14 protein-coding genes and 1 pseudogene are annotated in these 14,964 nt (G+C 61.0%); 8 read left to right on the forward strand and 7 right to left on the reverse strand.

Features of this window, described 5'->3' with window-relative positions:
• From IP85_RS22350 to IP85_RS04810, 6 genes and pseudogenes are all read left to right on the forward strand, one after another.
• Positions 1-182, forward strand: a pseudogene (locus IP85_RS22350) (ABC transporter substrate-binding protein); the annotation flags it as partial.
• Positions 183-312: 130 nt separating this feature from the next.
• Entirely contained in the window at positions 313-1,209 is an 897-nt protein-coding gene (locus IP85_RS04790; protein ID WP_054148543.1) for a sugar ABC transporter permease, read from the forward strand.
• A complete protein-coding gene (locus IP85_RS04795; protein WP_082347585.1) occupies positions 1,206-2,027 on the forward strand; it encodes a carbohydrate ABC transporter permease in 822 nt (273 codons plus the stop codon). The genes IP85_RS04790 and IP85_RS04795 overlap by 4 nt, the downstream gene beginning before the upstream one ends.
• Before the next feature lie 9 nt (positions 2,028-2,036).
• Entirely contained in the window at positions 2,037-4,280 is a 2,244-nt protein-coding gene (locus tag IP85_RS04800; RefSeq protein ID WP_054148544.1) for a glycoside hydrolase family 2 TIM barrel-domain containing protein, read from the forward strand.
• An 11-nt stretch (positions 4,281-4,291) separates the two neighbouring features.
• Positions 4,292-5,383, forward strand: coding sequence for a sn-glycerol-3-phosphate ABC transporter ATP-binding protein UgpC (gene ugpC / locus IP85_RS04805; protein WP_054148545.1), 1,092 nt, complete (start codon positions 4,292-4,294; stop codon positions 5,381-5,383).
• Positions 5,384-5,472: 89 nt separating this feature from the next.
• A complete protein-coding gene (locus tag IP85_RS04810) occupies positions 5,473-5,862 on the forward strand; it encodes a RidA family protein (protein WP_054148546.1) in 390 nt (129 codons plus the stop codon).
• Between the two features lie 15 nt (positions 5,863-5,877).
• On the opposite strand, the gene IP85_RS04815 is transcribed toward IP85_RS04810, so the two are convergent.
• From IP85_RS04815 to IP85_RS04840, 6 genes are all read right to left on the reverse strand, one after another.
• Positions 5,878-6,459, reverse strand: a complete 582-nt coding sequence (locus IP85_RS04815; RefSeq protein ID WP_054148547.1) for an NAD(P)H-dependent oxidoreductase — start codon at positions 6,457-6,459, stop codon at positions 5,878-5,880.
• A gap of 237 nt (positions 6,460-6,696) precedes the next feature.
• A complete protein-coding gene (locus tag IP85_RS04820) occupies positions 6,697-8,106 on the reverse strand; it encodes an FAD-binding oxidoreductase (RefSeq protein WP_054148548.1) in 1,410 nt (469 codons plus the stop codon).
• 2 nt (positions 8,107-8,108) lie between these two features.
• Positions 8,109-9,422, reverse strand: a complete 1,314-nt coding sequence (locus tag IP85_RS04825) for a cytosine deaminase (protein ID WP_054148549.1) — start codon at positions 9,420-9,422, stop codon at positions 8,109-8,111.
• Positions 9,422-10,216 carry an ABC transporter permease gene (locus tag IP85_RS04830; RefSeq protein ID WP_054148550.1) on the reverse strand — a complete coding sequence of 265 codons (795 nt, stop codon included), beginning with the start codon at positions 10,214-10,216 and terminating at the stop codon, positions 9,422-9,424. Before IP85_RS04830 ends, IP85_RS04825 begins: the two co-directional genes overlap by 1 nt.
• Positions 10,216-10,974 carry an ABC transporter ATP-binding protein gene (locus IP85_RS04835; protein ID WP_245280799.1) on the reverse strand — a complete coding sequence of 253 codons (759 nt, stop codon included), beginning with the start codon at positions 10,972-10,974 and terminating at the stop codon, positions 10,216-10,218. Before IP85_RS04835 ends, IP85_RS04830 begins: the two co-directional genes overlap by 1 nt.
• Before the next feature lie 326 nt (positions 10,975-11,300).
• Positions 11,301-12,317, reverse strand: coding sequence for an ABC transporter substrate-binding protein (locus tag IP85_RS04840; protein WP_054148552.1), 1,017 nt, complete (start codon positions 12,315-12,317; stop codon positions 11,301-11,303).
• 178 nt (positions 12,318-12,495) lie between these two features.
• Here IP85_RS04840 and IP85_RS04845 point away from each other — a divergent pair, with 178 nt between their 5' ends.
• Entirely contained in the window at positions 12,496-13,449 is a 954-nt protein-coding gene (locus tag IP85_RS04845; protein WP_054148553.1) for a LysR family transcriptional regulator, read from the forward strand.
• Between the two features lie 15 nt (positions 13,450-13,464).
• Here the strand turns inward: IP85_RS04845 and IP85_RS04850 are convergent, their stop codons facing one another.
• Positions 13,465-14,265 (reverse strand): creatininase family protein, encoded by an 801-nt coding sequence (locus IP85_RS04850; RefSeq protein ID WP_054148554.1) that lies wholly within the window; start codon positions 14,263-14,265, stop codon positions 13,465-13,467.
• A gap of 238 nt (positions 14,266-14,503) precedes the next feature.
• Here IP85_RS04850 and IP85_RS04855 point away from each other — a divergent pair, with 238 nt between their 5' ends.
• A complete protein-coding gene (locus tag IP85_RS04855; protein ID WP_054148555.1) occupies positions 14,504-14,866 on the forward strand; it encodes a DUF393 domain-containing protein in 363 nt (120 codons plus the stop codon).
• The last annotated feature ends 98 nt before the right edge of the window (positions 14,867-14,964 follow it).

Consider the following 14,964-nt stretch of genomic DNA (forward strand, 5'->3'; position numbering starts at 1 on the left):
CCCAGACGGTCTGGCAGAACTTTGCCGATTGGCTCGTGCAGGTACCTGCCGTCAACTACGGCATTTTCACCAACGAGCTCGATACGGCTGTCACGGCCAATTTCCCGGCGCTCTTGAAGGGCACACCGGTGGATGAGGTCTTGAAGGCGATCGAAGATCAGGCAGCCACTCAGATCCAGTAAACCCATCCCACAGGGGCCCGGCCGTCGCGCTGAGCCCCTGTCCTCCCGGAGACGTGCGGCGGAAACGCCGCGCGGCTTCCCTTCGCATAACAAGGTTCAGTGACCACTGATCGGGTTCGGGGATAACCGCATGGCCACCACATCCAGATCCAGCTTGAAGCGCTATTACGACGTCAACGGATGGCTGTTCGTGGCGCCCGCCATCGCGCTGATCTCGCTCTTCATGCTCTATCCGATTGCCCGCTCGCTCGTTCTCTCCCTGTATTCGGGACGCGGAATGATGCTGAAGTTCTCAGGCACGGGTAACCTCGTGCGTCTCTGGAACGATCCCGTCTTCTGGCAGGCACTGCAAAACACCGTCATTTTCTTCATCATTCAGGTGCCGATCATGATCACCATGGCACTGATCCTGGCGGCCATGCTGAACAATCCGAAACTGCGCTTTTCCGGCCTCTTCCGGACGATGATCTTCCTGCCCTGTGTTGCCTCGCTGGTGGCCTATTCCATCCTGTTCAAGAGCATGTTTTCGCTCGACGGCGTGGTGAACAACACGCTGCTGGCGATCGGCATCATCGGCGAGCCGATCGGCTGGCTAACGGACCCCTTCTGGGCCAAGGTGCTGATCATCATCGCCATTACCTGGCGCTGGACCGGCTACAACATGATTTTCTATCTGGCGGCGCTGCAGAATATCGATCGCTCGATCTATGAGGCGGCGAAGATCGACGGCGTGCCGTCCTGGGGGCGTTTCGCCTTCCTGACCATTCCGATGTTGAAGCCGGTGATCCTGTTCACCACGATCACCTCGACGATTGGCACGCTACAGCTCTTCGACGAGGTCTATAACTTCACCGAAGGCACGGGCGGGCCGGCGAATTCGACGCTGACCTTGTCACTCTACATCTACAATCTGACCTTCCGCTTCATGCCGAGCTTCGGTTATGCGGCAACCGTCTCCTATGTCATCGTGCTGATGGTGGCGGTTCTCTCCTTCCTGCAATTCTATGCCGCGAGGGAACGTCGATGATGACAACGCTTCGCCGCCGCCTGCCTGATATCGTGCAGTATGCCGTGCTGTCGCTTGCCGCCTTCCTCTCGATCTTTCCGTTCATCTGGATGGTGATCGGCGCGACCAATACGACAAGCCAGATCATCCGCGGGAAGGTTACCTTCGGCACGGCGCTCTTCGACAACATCGCGTCCTTCTTCGCGCAGGTGGATGTGCCGCTGGTGTTCTGGAATTCGGTGAAGATCGCGCTTGTGGGAACGGCGCTCACGCTGCTCGTCTCGTCGCTGGCGGGCTATGGGTTCGAGATGTTCCGCTCGAAACTGCGCGAGCGCGTCTATACGGTCATCCTGCTGACGCTGATGGTGCCGTTCGCGGCGCTGATGATCCCGCTCTTCATGCTGATGGGGCAGGCGGGGCTTCTGAATACCCATATCGCCATCATGCTGCCGATGATCGCGTCCGCCTTCATCATCTTCTATTTCCGCCAGGCCTCAAAAGCCTTTCCGACCGAGCTTCGCGATGCGGCCAAGGTGGACGGGCTGAAGGAGTGGCAGATCTTTTTCTACATCTATGTTCCGGTGATGCGCTCCACCTATGCAGCGGCCTTCGTCATCGTCTTCATGCTGAACTGGAACAATTATCTCTGGCCGCTGATCGTGCTGCAGTCGAACGACACGAAGACGATCACGCTGGTCGTGTCCTCGCTCGCCTCCGCCTATTCGCCCGAATACGGCACCGTGATGATCGGCACGATCCTCGCCACCCTTCCCACTCTTCTCGTTTTCTTCGCCATGCAACGCCAATTCGTGCAGGGCATGCTCGGCTCCGTCAAATAGGACTTATTCATGCGCATTATCGAGACTTTCAACAGGAACTGGACCTTCCGCGCCGGTTTTGAGCCGGGCTTTGCCTCGGCTTCGCAGCCGGGCGAGACGGTCCAGCTTCCCCATACGGCGGTCGAGCTGCCCTATAATTATTTCGACGAGAAGAGCTATCAGAAGGCCTTTACCTATCAGAAGGTCATCTCGTGGGATCCGCGTTTCGAAGGCAAAGAGGTCTCGCTGGTCTTCGACGGCGCCATGGCCGACAGCGTTGTCTATCTCAACGGCACCGAGATCACCGCGCACAAGGATGGCTATACGCCGTTCGAAGCCCGGCTCACGCCGCATCTCAAGGCTGGCGACAACCTCCTGACGGTGAAGATCGACGGTTCGGAAAACCCCGAGATCCCGCCCTTCGGCGGCGTCATCGACTATCTCACCTATGCCGGCATCTATCGCGATGTCTGGCTGAAGGTGACGGCACCGGTTTCGATCAAGAACGTCAAGATCGAGACGCCGGATGTGCTGGCCGAGACCAAGCAGGTGACGGCGAAGGTCTGGATTTCCAATCCGACCGATCAGGCGCTTTCGGGCAAGGTCACGGCTGTTCTCAGGGATGGTGCAGGTCAGGAGATCGCGCGGACCGAGGCGACCGTATCAGGCGCAGAGGTCTCGCTCGGCTTTTCCGGACTTCAGGGCATCACACTGTGGGATATCGACAATCCGGCGCTCTACCGTCTGACCGTTGCGCTGGAGACCGCTGCCGGTACCGATGAGACGACGAGCCGTTTCGGCTTCCGTTCTGCCGAATACACGATCGAGGGCTTCAAGCTGAATGGCCGTGTGGTCAAGCTGCGGGGCCTCAACCGCCATCAGGCCTGGCCACATCTCGGCTATGCCATGGGCCGGCGTGGTCAGGAGAAGGATGCCGATATCCTGAAGTTCGATCTTGCCTGCAACATCGCCCGGACCTCGCACTACCCGCAGTCGAAATACTTCCTTGACCGCTGTGACGAGATCGGCCTGCTGGTCTTCGAAGAAATCCCCGGCTGGCAGCATATCGGCGGCGATGCCTGGAAGGCGGAGAGCGTTCAGAACGTCCGCCGGATGATCGAGCGCGACTGGAACCATCCCTCGATCATCATCTGGGGCGTGCGCATCAACGAAAGCCAGGACGCCCATGACTTCTATATCGAGACGAATGCCATGGCGCGTTCGCTCGACACCACCCGCCAGACGGGCGGCGTGCGCTACATCACCGAGAGCGAGCTGCTCGAAGACGTCTACACAATGAACGACTTCATTCTCGGCATGGAGGAAATGCCGGGGCACAATCGCGAGCGGCTGGTGCTGCGCGAGCAGCGCGAGGTGACAGGGCTCGACCGCAAGGTGCCCTACATGATCACCGAATATGGCGGTCACATGTATCCCACCAAGCGCTTCGACCAGGAACAGCGGCAGGCTGAACATGTCGGCCGGCATCTGGCGATCCTCAATGCTGCTGCGGGCGACCCGTCGATATCAGGCTCCACCGGCTGGTGCATGTTCGACTACAACACCCACAAGGATTTCGGCTCCGGCGACCGCATCTGCTATCACGGCGTCACCGACATGTATCGCGAGCCGAAATTCGCCGGTTACGCCTATGCCTCGCAGGGCGATCCAAAGGATGGCGTGGTCTTGCAGCCGGTCAGCTTCTGGGCGCGTGGTGAGCGCAATATCGGCGGCGTGCTGCCGCTGATCGTGCTCACCAATTGCGACTATGTCGAAATCCGCATGGGCCAGATCGTCAAGCGGATCGAACCCGATACCAAGACCTATCCGCATCTGCCGCATCCGCCCTGCATTCTCGACCACAGCATGGTGACGCCGGAGGAATTCGGCGAATGGGGCATGACCTGGCGGGATGGCGAACTCGTCGGCTTTATCAACGGCGAGGAAGTGGTTCGCCGCCATCTGCCGGCCGATCCGCTTCCGACGACACTCGATATCGCGGCCGACGACACAGAGCTCAGGGCTGGCGAGAAGGACACGGTTCGCGTGATGCTGCGGGCGCTCGACCAGGGCGGCAATGTCTTGGGCTTCTTCGACGATCCGGTCGAGGTCAGCTTGCAAGGCCCGGGCCGTATTGTCGGCCCCTCGCTTCTGTCCTTCAAGGGTGGCGCGGTGGGCGTCTATGTCGAAGCCGGAAACGAAGCCGGTCACTTGACGCTATCTGCGACTTGCCGTCCCTTCGGGACCAAGCGCATCACCTTCAACGTCACCTGAGCGAGGCTTAAATGGCAGAGGTCCGGCTCACCGATATCCGCAAGTCCTATGGCTCGCTCGAGGTCATCAAGGGGGTGAACCTTGAGGTGCGCTCCGGGGAATTCGTCGTCTTCGTCGGTCCCTCCGGCTGCGGCAAGTCCACGCTGCTCCGGATGATCGCAGGGCTTGAGGATATCTCCTCCGGAGAGCTTACGATCGGCGGCACCGTGATGAACGATGTCGATCCGTCCAAGCGCGGCATTGCCATGGTGTTCCAGACCTATGCGCTCTACCCGCATATGACCGTGCGCGAGAATATGGGCTTTGCGCTGCGCTTTGCCGGCATGGCGAAGGACCAGATCGAGCGACGGGTGAACGCTGCCGCGAAGATCCTCGAACTCGATGCGCTGATGGATCGCAAGCCCAAAGCTCTGTCCGGTGGTCAGCGCCAGCGTGTTGCCATCGGTCGCGCCATCGTGCGTCAACCTGACGTTTTCCTGTTCGATGAGCCGCTCTCCAACCTCGATGCGGAACTGCGCGTGCATATGCGGGTCGAGATCGCCCGGCTGCACAAGGAGCTCAACGCCACGATCGTCTATGTCACGCATGACCAGGTCGAGGCGATGACGCTGGCCGACAAGATCGTCGTGATGCGTGGCGGCATTGTCGAGCAGGTCGGAGCGCCGCTTGTGCTCTATGACGATCCCGACAACATGTTCGTCGCCGGCTTCATCGGTTCGCCTCGGATGAACTTTTTGCCGGCGGTGGTGATCGGGCAGGCGGAGCGTGGACAGGTCACTGTCGCGCTCAAGGCGCGGCCGGATACGCAGCTGACGGTTTCCTGCGCGACCCCGCCAAAGGTCGGCGATGCCGTGACGGTCGGGGTGCGTCCTGAACATTTCCTGCCTGATGGTAGCGGGGATGCTCAGATGGTGGCGCATGTCGATGTCGTCGAACATCTCGGCAATACCAGCTATGTCTATGCCCATACGGTGCCGGGCGAGCAGATCATCATCGAGCAGGAAGAGCGCCGTCATGGGGCGCGCTACGGCGACGAGATCGCGGTGGGGCTTGCTGCGAAGACAAGCTTCCTGTTCGATGCCTCGGGGCGGCGTATTCGCTAGAAGAAAGGCCCGGATCGCTTAGGTCAAAAGGCGTGCGGAGTTGCGCTTTGTACTTTCGCATAGATGCTTGCCGCGTTAGGCTCAGACCCATGAAAAAGGTCTTCAATCCCCCCTCCGTCCGCCGTCCCTTCGGGCATTACAATCACGGTCTGCTCGTGCCCCCCGGTGCGAGCCTGGTCGTCACGTCCGGCCAGCTCGGCATCAGCCCCGACGATACGATCCCGCCTGACGTTACTGGCCAGGCCGAGCTGTGCTTCGAGGCGATCAAAGCCATTCTGGAAGAGGCGGACATGACATTCGCGGATGTGATCCGGATCTCCGGCTTTGTGACGCGGCGGGAGGATTTTCCTGACTATATGGCGGTGCGTGATCGCTATACGCTTGATCCGAAGCCGGTCTCGACGCTGCTCGTCGTCGGGGGGTTCACGCGGCCGGAATTCCTCGTCGAGGTCGAGGTGACGGCGGCCAAGGTGGTTTGACCGCCAACCTTTCTCTCAGAAGTTCTCCATCTCGCGGCGCACCTTGGCCATGAAGGCGGCGCGGGTTTCTTCCGTGCAGTTGTTCATGTCGTAATGGGCGAGATACTTCACCGGCGCGCCGATCTTGATCTGGGCGCGGATGACCCGCTTGACGATCTTTTTCGGCGGGTTGCCGGCGAGGAAGGCGCGCATTGGGGTGGCACCATAGGTCATGACGGCGGCGAGCTTCTTGATGTGGCGAAGCGTCGGGGTGAGCTTGCCGTCCACCAGGTCAAAGGAGACGCCGGGCAGCCAGACGCGATCGAAATAGCCCTTCAGCATGGCCGGAAAGCCGAAATTCCAGACGGGTGTGACAATCACAAGTGCTTCGGCTTGTTTCAGGCGGTCGACATAGGGCTGCACCAAAGAGAGGTTGTCGGGGATGTCGTGATAGACGCGGCGGTCATGGGCCGAGAGCACCGGGTCGAAGCCCTCCTCATAGAGATTGCAGCCGTCGACCTCGTGGCCTGCCTTTTCCAGGCTCTCGCAGGTGAGCTTGTAAAGCGCCCGGCCGAAGCTTTCTTCGAGGGGGTGGGAGTGAAGGACGAGTACGCGCATTTCAAAAGCTCCAAGTCGTTGCCCGCCGCTTTCGCAGTCGGGGTCCAGTTGAAAACTTCCGCGCCGTTTGTCCCAGCATCCCTGTCCTTCGCCGCCTGATGCCGAGGGATGGGGGATGCCATGTCAGGTGTTGCATGGGCCGGACTGATCCGGCCGGGAGTACCTTCGGAATAAGTTCGTTCCGGCGGTTATCCGTTGCGGCTCCGGAACGGGAAGCCGCAACGCATCTGATGTGCCTTATGAGGCTTCGGAAAACACCTCCAGGCCCGGGAACAGGTAGTTCTTGCCGGCGGAGAAATCGAAATCAGGGTTCTCCCAGGCAATCATCTTGCCAGGGTTGAGCAGACCCTTCGGATCGGTTTCTTTCTTGAAGGCGAGCTGCACCTGGTCGGTCTGCTTCATGCCGCCTTCTTCGAGCGTGTAGCGGTGCGGGTTGAAGATCGGGCAGCCGTTTTCCTCGTGAATGCGGATGATCTCTTCCAGCCGCTCCTTGGTGGTGTAGCGCACCAGCGGCAGGCCCGCGCACTGGATCTGGCCGTCGAACTTGATGAATTCGAGATGGCCGATGACCTCGTCCGGAAATAGCTCGGTCATCACGCGGACCTTTTCCACGTGATCGGGGCCGGGATACTGGACCTGGAGATAGGTGATGTTGGTATCGAGCTTCAGCGCCCGCAGCGTCGTGTGGTTCCAGGTCAGCTCATAGGCATGCGGGATGCCCTTCATGCTTTCGACCTGATCAGAGCGGAAACGCACATCGCCCTTCATCCGCTCAGTGAGTGCCAGGAAAGGCTCCATGGAATGCGGCGCGACCATCAGCACCACCACTGACTGGCCTTCCTTCAGCCAGGGCTTGTGGCGGGTGAAATAGTCGAATGGAATGGGGGCTGCGATCGGGGCGACTTCCTTCAGGAGAATGCCGTTCTTATGGGAGAGCGCATCGGCGAATTTCACCGCGTCCAGGAACTCGTCATAGCCGACGATGACATCGACCCAGTCATAAGCAGGTGCCAGCGGCATCTCGACTTCGGTGATGATGCCGTTGGTGCCATAGGCGTGGGAGACCTTTTGCAGATCCCAGGCGGAGAGTTCGAGCACGCGGGGCTCGGCCTCCATGGTCACAACACGCAGTCGCAGGATGTTGCCGAGATCGCGAAGCCCGCCCCAGGTGATCGATCCGACGCCGCCGGAGCCGCCGGCGATGAAGCCGGCGACTGAGGCTGTCTGCTTGGTCGAGGGATGGAAGCGCAGTTCCTGGCCCGAATGTTCCTTGGTCTGGCGGTCAAGCTCGGAGATGATGATGCCGGGCTCGCAGATGACGCGACCGGGCAGGATCTCCTTCACCTTGTTCATGTTGATGAGGTTTAAGACGATGCCACCCGAAAGCGGCATGGCCTGGCCGTAATTGCCGGTGCCGCCGCCGCGCGGGGTGACGGGAACGCCGTGGGCATAGGCGACCTTAAGCGTTCGGATGACCTCTTCTTCCGTCGTCGGGGAGACAACGAGGTCACCGACGACATTGTCGAGTTCTTCCTTCAGGATCGGCGAATACCAGTAGAAATCGCGGCTCTTCTGTTTGACCAGCGCCGGATTGTCCTCGACGGCGATGCCTTCCAGCTCTTCGATGATTTTGGCGTAGTCGGCCATGTCTATGCTCCAAGCAACGGGTCAAGTTCGCGGTAATCCGGCAGGCTGTGGTCGATGCCCATGCCATTCCGCATCACGATGCGGTCGGCCTGCGGACGGGAAAGGAATTCGCTCCAGCGGCGGGCACTGAAGAGGACAAGATCCGCCTTGCCGCCGACTGTGATGCGGCCGTGGTCGGGGCGCTTGAGGATATCGGCGGGGGTGCGGGTGACGACGCGGGCTGCGGTGTCCAGCGGATGGTCGAGATGGATGATGCGCACTGCCTCGCGGAAGACTTCGACGGGGTCGAGATCGCCATAGGCATAGAAGGGGTCGCGGGTGTTGTCGGAGGAGACGGCGGTGGCGACGCCGGCTGCTGACAGTTCGTGGAAGAGGGTGACGCCGCGCTGGCGGGGCGTGCGGCCCGGGTGACGGTCCTGCAGATACATGTTGCACATCGGCAGCGAGACAACCGAGAGGCCGGCCTCCGCCACCAGATCGATGGTGCGTTTCGCCATGTCCTCGTCCTGCCGGGCAAGCGAGCAGCAATGGCCGACGGTGATAGAACCCTCGAAGCCATTGCGTATCTTCGCCTCCGCGATGGTCTTCAGCGTCAGGGTTTCCTTGTCCTGCGTTTCGTCGACATGCAGGTCGATGTCGAGACCGTTATCGGAGGCGGTGCGGAACAGGATGTCGAGCTTTTCGTCGAGACCCGGCATCAGATAGGTCACGCCGCCGAGCAGGCCTTTGTTGGCGACGATGACCTCGACCAGATCCTTGAAGAAGGCCTCGTCGGTGATCTGGTCGAAGGGGAAGAGGGCGGCGGCCTGCAGGTCGATCTTGCCAGCCCAGGCGTCGCGGACTTCGGCGAAGACCTCGAAAGAGATGCGGTGCTGGGGCGCAAGGCTGTCGAGATGGGTACGGATCAGGCTGGTGCCATGGGCATAGGCCGTACGCAGCGAGAATTCCATGCGGGCCTTGACGTCTTCAGCCGACCAGCGGGCTTCGCGATCGGTTTTCACGGCTTCGAGCGCGCCTACGAAGTCGCCCGAGGGGTTGGGCCGGCGGTCCCAGATATGGCCCTTGTCGAGATGGGTGTGCATGTCGGTAAAGGTCGGCCAGACCATGCCGTTGCGCAGATCCGTCGACGGCAGGCCTGATGGAGCCTCGCCGGGCTTCAGGATCGCCTCGACCTTGCCGTCTGCAACGACGATGTCGGCGCTGATCAGGCCTTCACAGGCGGGCGCTTCGACGCCGTCGACGCAGACTTCCGGCAGCGTCGCATTGGCAAGGACGAAGCGCTTGGCGGCGGGCAGGTTGGTAATCGGGCTCGACATCAGTTTTCTCGTTTCAGGCTGCTCTCGTGCCAGCGATGCAGCGCCAGCCAGGAAATGAACGAGGTAATGGCGAAGATCACCACACCGAGGCAGGAAAGCAGGAAGAGGGCGGCAAACAGGCGCGGAATGTTCAGACGGAACTGGGCCTCGAGCAGGCGGAAGGCAAGGCCCGATCCGGCGCCCGCCGAGCCGGCGGCAAATTCTGCGACGACGGCAGCAATCAGGGCGAGGCCGCCACCGATGCGCAGGCCCGTCATGAAATAGGGAAGCGAGGCCGGGAGCTTCAGATAGAGGAGGGTCTGCCAGCGCGAGGCGCCGTAGAGGTCGAAGAGATTGAGCAGGTTATGATCGACGCTCTTCAGGCCCTGGACCATGTTCGACAGGATCGGGAAGAAGGCGACGAGGAAGGCGCAGATCAGCAGCGCCACTTGCGTCGAGGGGGAATAGATCAGGATCAGCGGGGCGATCGCGACGATCGGGGTCACCTGCAGGATGACGGTGATCGGGTAGAAGGCGATCTCGATCCATTTCGACTGGACGAGGGCAACGGCGATGCCGACGCCGCCCAACAGCGCTAGCCCAAGCGACATCAGGGTGATCTTGGTGGTGACCCAGAGGGCTGGCGACAGCGTGCCCCAGTCCTTGAACAGGGCGCCGGCAACCGCGATCGGGCCGGGCAGGATGTATTGCGGCACACCGGAGACCCAGACGCCGACCTGCCAAACGATGATCAGCAGGCAGACGACGAGGATGGGAACGAAGATCTTGAGCAGGGTTTCGGCTGGTCCGGTCATCAGTGATGCTCCCCACCCATGGCTTCGATCAGTGTCTTGGAGACGGTTTCACATGCCTGGCGATATTCCTCGGACGTCCGGTAGAAGGCGTCGCGGTCGAGGCTGGTCTGCAGTGGGAAGTCGGCATGCACGCGGCCTGGCCTTGCCTTCATCACCACAATGCGGCTCGAGAGGTAAGCGCTTTCGAAGACGGAGTGGGTGACGAAGATTACCGTGATGCCGGTCTCCTTCCAGAGGGCTAGCACATCGTCGTTCAGCTTCTGCCGGGTGATTTCGTCGAGGGCGGCGAAGGGTTCGTCCATCAGGAGCAGCTTCGGCTTGGTGACGAGGGCGCGGGCGATCGAGACGCGCATCTTCATGCCGCCGGAAAGTTCGCGCGGATAGGCGTCGACGAAATCCTTGAGGCCGACGCGGTCGAGGGCTGCGAGGATGTCGGCCTTCGCCGCAGACTTGGAGATGCCTCGGAGCTTGAGCGGCAGGTAGACATTGCCGAAGACTGTGGCCCAGGGCATCAGCGTCGGTTCCTGGAAGACGAAGGAGATGTCGCCTTCGGGCAGGCCCTTGGAATTGATCCGCGAGCTGGGCCAATCGATGGAACCGGTCGTGGTGTCGCCCAAGCCGGCGATGATGCGCAGCGCCGTCGACTTGCCGCAGCCGGAGGGGCCGAGCAGCGAGACGAACTCGCCGCCGTTGACGGTGAGCGACATGTCCGTGAGTGCGACCGTGCCGCTGGAAAAGACCTTGGACACGTCCTTCATCACCACGAGCGCCCGGCGCTGTTCGGGAGGGGGCGAGGTGATGGGGTCTTCGGTGGCTGGCAAACTGGTCATTCTGTCTCGCGTTACATCCGCGTTGCATTCTGGTGTTGCGGCAGTGGTGGTGTTGCGAGGTGGTTTACCCCCCCTCTGTCCTGCCGGACATCTCCCCCTCAAGGGGGGAGATCGGATTGCGGCTTATGCTTTACCCTCCCCTCGAGGGGGAGGGTCGGCACGCAGTGCCGGGGTGGGGTGATGTCAGCGGATACGGCCGATCACCCCCACCCGCAGCTTCGCTGCGACCTCCCCCCTCAAGGGGGAGGTGGAGACTACTTCTTCAGCGCCATGCCCACGCTTTTGCAGACGAACTGTGTGGTGTAGGCTTTCTTGTAGTCGAGGTCGGCCGGCTGGACGCCGATCTGGACCATGGCGTCGAAGAAGGCCTTGTACTTCTCGTCGGTCATGCAGCCGATGCCCTTTTCCAGCGCTTCGGCGGATTCGACGATGCCATATTCCTTCATCTTGGCGATCGAATACTCGATCTGACCATCCGTCATTTCCGGATTGTCCTTCTTGATGAGGTCGTTGGCGGCCTTGTTGTCGCCGTAGAGGTAGTTGTACCAGCCTTCAGCCGAGGCATCGACGAAGCGCTGGACGAGATCGGGCTTGCTTTCGACCATGGTCGTCGTGGTCGTGATCATCGTCGAATAGGGATTGTAGCCGTTGTCGGCGAGAAGGAAGACCTTCGGTGCCCAGCCGGCCTGCTTCTCGATCTCATAGGGTTCCGACGTCAGGTAACCCTGCTGCGCGGACTTCGGGTCGGCGATGAAGGGGGCGGGGTTGAAGGTATAGGGCTTGTACTTCTCGTCGGTGAAGCCCTCGAAGTTCTTCTTCATCCACTCATAATAGGTGACGTAGCCGTCCTTGCCCATGAAGATGCTATCGAGCTTGGCGAGGTCGGCAAACTTCTCGATGCCCTGATCGGGATGGGCGAGCAGGACCTGTGGGTCCTTCTGGAAGATGGCTGCGACGTCGATGAGCGGGATGCCTTCCTTGACGGCATCCATTTCGCCGAGCGGGCTGCCCATGTAGAAATCAACCTTGCCGGCGATCAGCAGTGCGCGGTTCGCAGCCTGCGGGCCGCCCTGGATCACGGTGACCTTCAGGCCGTATTTTTCATAGGTGCCGTCGGCCACGGCCTGGTAGAAGCCGCCATGTTCAGCCTGGGCCAGCCAGTTGGTGCCGTAGGTGACCTCGTCGAGGGCGAGAGCGGCGGAAGTTGAACCCAGCGATACTGCAAGGCCCATCAGGGCAAAGAGGCTGGTCTTGGTGAGCGTGTTGCGCATTGATCGTTCCCCTGTTCGTTGCAGGACCCGTTTTCGGGCTCCCTTTTCAGTCATTTGATCGGTCCGATTGCGTCTTGAAAAGCATCAAATTTCGCCCGCATCGATGCTTTTTTTGCACTGCTCACGAGATTGATGCATAGTGATGCGGCATGACTAATTTTTACGCAGCGGAGGCCTCGTGCTGCACTCCAGAAAGCTCATCTACATCAACGAAATCGTCCGTTGTGGCTCTATCCGGAAGGCAGCCCAGCGCCTCAATGTCGCATCATCTGCGGTCAACCGCCAGATCCTGGCGCTGGAGGAAGAACTCGGGGCGCCACTCTTCGAGCGTTTGCCGAAAGGGCTCAGGCTGACGGCCGCTGGTGAGCTCTGTGTCGAGCACATCCGCGATGTGCTGAAGAACTACGAGCGGCTTGAGGGTCGGATCCGCGGCTTGAAGACGCCGCATGCCGGCAAGGTGTCGCTGGTGACGACGGTCGGGCTTGCCTCCGGGCCGCTGCCGGAAATCCTTGCCGGTTTCGTCGCCGAGCATCCCCGCATCCAGATCAAGCTGCGCAATGATGGGGGCTCAACGACGATCAATCCCGTGCTGACCGGCGAGGTCGATCTCGGTCTCGGCTTCAACATCCCGGCGACCCCCGGTATCCGCACGCTTGCGAATGTCGATGTGCCCGTGGGCGTCGTGTTGCCGCCCGGGCATCGGCTGGCGCGGGAGGAGGGGCCAATAGACCTCGTCGAGGTGGTTCAGGAGCCCTTGATCCTGGCGCAGTCGGGCACCAGCCTGCGCAACATCATCGATCTCGCGCTCGCTCCGCTGCCGCTGCTTGTCGAGCCTGTTGTCGAGACCAATTCCTCGGAACTGATGAAGCAGCTGGTCAAGGCCGGTACGGGGCTCACCATGCTCAACCCGCTCGATGCCGTCGCCGAATGCCGACGCGGCGAGCTGATCTTCCGGCCCTTGACCGAGGCGCATGTCCGTCATCAGCCGATGAAGCTTTTTGCCCGTGCAAGGGCGCCGCTCGACTCCGCGACCAGCCTTTTCGTCGAATATCTGATGCAGGAGCTTTTGGCGCTTGTTCAGGATCTCAAGGCGCGGGGACATATTCCTGAGACCATTCGCGGTCGGAGCTGAGGGGTGAGTGTCCGGTCAGCCGGGCGTGTAGAGGTTCGAGAGCGGATAAGCCACGACGTCGCGCAAGAGTTCGATGAAGCCCGCGACCTGATGGCGGCAGATCGCGGCACCCTTTTCGGCAGTGCCCTTCGAGGCGTCGCCGACCACGCCGTGCGGGTTCAGGTCATGGGCGATCCAGGCGAGCGAATGCGGCGGCAGGGGTGTCAGATAATTCGAGCTGGCGCGCATCTCCTCGGCTTTCGAGATAAAGTTCTGGGCCTTGTCCATTCGGACGAGCTGGGGGCGAAAGTGCAGCATCAGCGATGTCTCGACTTCACCGCCATGGATGCCGTAGCGGCTCTCATGCTCGGAGATCATGCCCTCCGGGTTTCCGAAGCGGCCCCATTGGGTCGAGACGACGACCATCTGGTGTCGGACCCGCAGTTCGCGGCCGACAATGCTCATGACGTCGACATTGCCGCCATGGGAATTGACGATGACGAGCTTGCGAATACCGGCTTCGGCGACCTTGCTGCCGATCGCCGTCCAGGCAGGGATCAGGATCTCCGGACCGAAGGACAGGCTGCCAGGCCCGTACACATGCTCGTTGGCCTTGCCGATTTCCTGGGTGGGCAGAACGAGGAAGTCGAGATCATCGGGGCGCTGGGTCTGCAATTCCGCCAGCATGCCGTTTGCGATGGCCACGTCGGTGGCAATGGGCAGGTGGGGTCCGTGCTGCTCGGTCGAGGCGATCGGCAGGATGGCGATCGTCGTATCCGGCGAAAGCCCTGCAAAATCCGTCGTCGTCAGTTCGTTCCAGAAAAAAGGTCTGGTCATTGCCGTCTGCCTCTGCGTCTCTGTTCACCTCGTTCGATAAGGCAAAATCGTGGGGTCCGAAAAGCATCATATTCCGCTCGCGCCGATGCCAAATTGCGCTCGCGCGGCTTGCCGCTTTCAAGTTCCGGGTCAAAGGCGACCGGCGACAGCAGTGAGGCAGCGGCGCGACGCCGCATTGCCGGAAGGCAGCTTTGACCCCAGTTATGGAAGACGAAAACTCTCCCCGTGAAAGGCGACCATGTCCGCGCAGGTGACCGTCTGGTTCGACAGCAGTTGTCCTCTCTGCCAGCGAGAGATCGCCTTGATGCGCCGTCTCGACAGTCGCGGTGCGATCAACTTCATCGATGCGTTCGACCCTCAGGGCAGCTGTCCGATCGATCGAGCCGAGCTTCTGGCCCGTTTCCATGCAGAAGAAGCGGGAAAACTCCTGTCGGGTGCAGCGGCTTTCGCGGCGATGTGGCGGGCCATTCCCGTGTTGCGACCGCTCGGTCTCCTGGCCGGATGGAAACCGTTGACGCCCATCTTCGAAGCCGCCTATCGGGGTTTTCTGCGCATCCGCCCGCGCCTGCAGCGTCTGGTCCGTTCCTCCTCAACTTCATGATTCTGTTGCGGTAAGTTGTTCCTTGAGGCTTTCTCTTCGTGAGGTTGGCCAGCCTTGTCTGGGCGAATGACGCAAAGGCTCTGGATCGCCGATCTATT

The organism is Rhizobium sp. AAP116, from assembly GCF_001295785.1.
Lineage (GTDB): Bacteria > Pseudomonadota > Alphaproteobacteria > Rhizobiales > Rhizobiaceae > Allorhizobium.

Bases quoted from the DNA above. Each gene is read 5' to 3' on its own strand.
- IP85_RS04790 (WP_054148543.1), top strand. From the start codon at position 313: ATGGCCACCACATCCAGATCCAGCTTGAAGCGCTATTACGACGTCAAC.
- IP85_RS04795 (WP_082347585.1), top strand. From the start codon at position 1,206: ATGATGACAACGCTTCGCCGCCGCCTGCCTGATATCGTGCAGTATGCC.
- IP85_RS04800 (WP_054148544.1), top strand. From the start codon at position 2,037: ATGCGCATTATCGAGACTTTCAACAGGAACTGGACCTTCCGCGCCGGT.
- ugpC (WP_054148545.1), top strand. From the start codon at position 4,292: ATGGCAGAGGTCCGGCTCACCGATATCCGCAAGTCCTATGGCTCGCTC.
- IP85_RS04810 (WP_054148546.1), top strand. From the start codon at position 5,473: ATGAAAAAGGTCTTCAATCCCCCCTCCGTCCGCCGTCCCTTCGGGCAT.
- IP85_RS04815 (WP_054148547.1), bottom strand. From the start codon at position 6,459: ATGCGCGTACTCGTCCTTCACTCCCACCCCCTCGAAGAAAGCTTCGGC.
- IP85_RS04820 (WP_054148548.1), bottom strand. From the start codon at position 8,106: ATGGCCGACTACGCCAAAATCATCGAAGAGCTGGAAGGCATCGCCGTC.
- IP85_RS04825 (WP_054148549.1), bottom strand. From the start codon at position 9,422: ATGTCGAGCCCGATTACCAACCTGCCCGCCGCCAAGCGCTTCGTCCTT.
- IP85_RS04830 (WP_054148550.1), bottom strand. From the start codon at position 10,216: ATGACCGGACCAGCCGAAACCCTGCTCAAGATCTTCGTTCCCATCCTC.
- IP85_RS04835 (WP_245280799.1), bottom strand. From the start codon at position 10,974: ATGAAGGACGTGTCCAAGGTCTTTTCCAGCGGCACGGTCGCACTCACG.
- IP85_RS04840 (WP_054148552.1), bottom strand. From the start codon at position 12,317: ATGCGCAACACGCTCACCAAGACCAGCCTCTTTGCCCTGATGGGCCTT.
- IP85_RS04850 (WP_054148554.1), bottom strand. From the start codon at position 14,265: ATGACCAGACCTTTTTTCTGGAACGAACTGACGACGACGGATTTTGCA.
- IP85_RS04855 (WP_054148555.1), top strand. From the start codon at position 14,504: ATGTCCGCGCAGGTGACCGTCTGGTTCGACAGCAGTTGTCCTCTCTGC.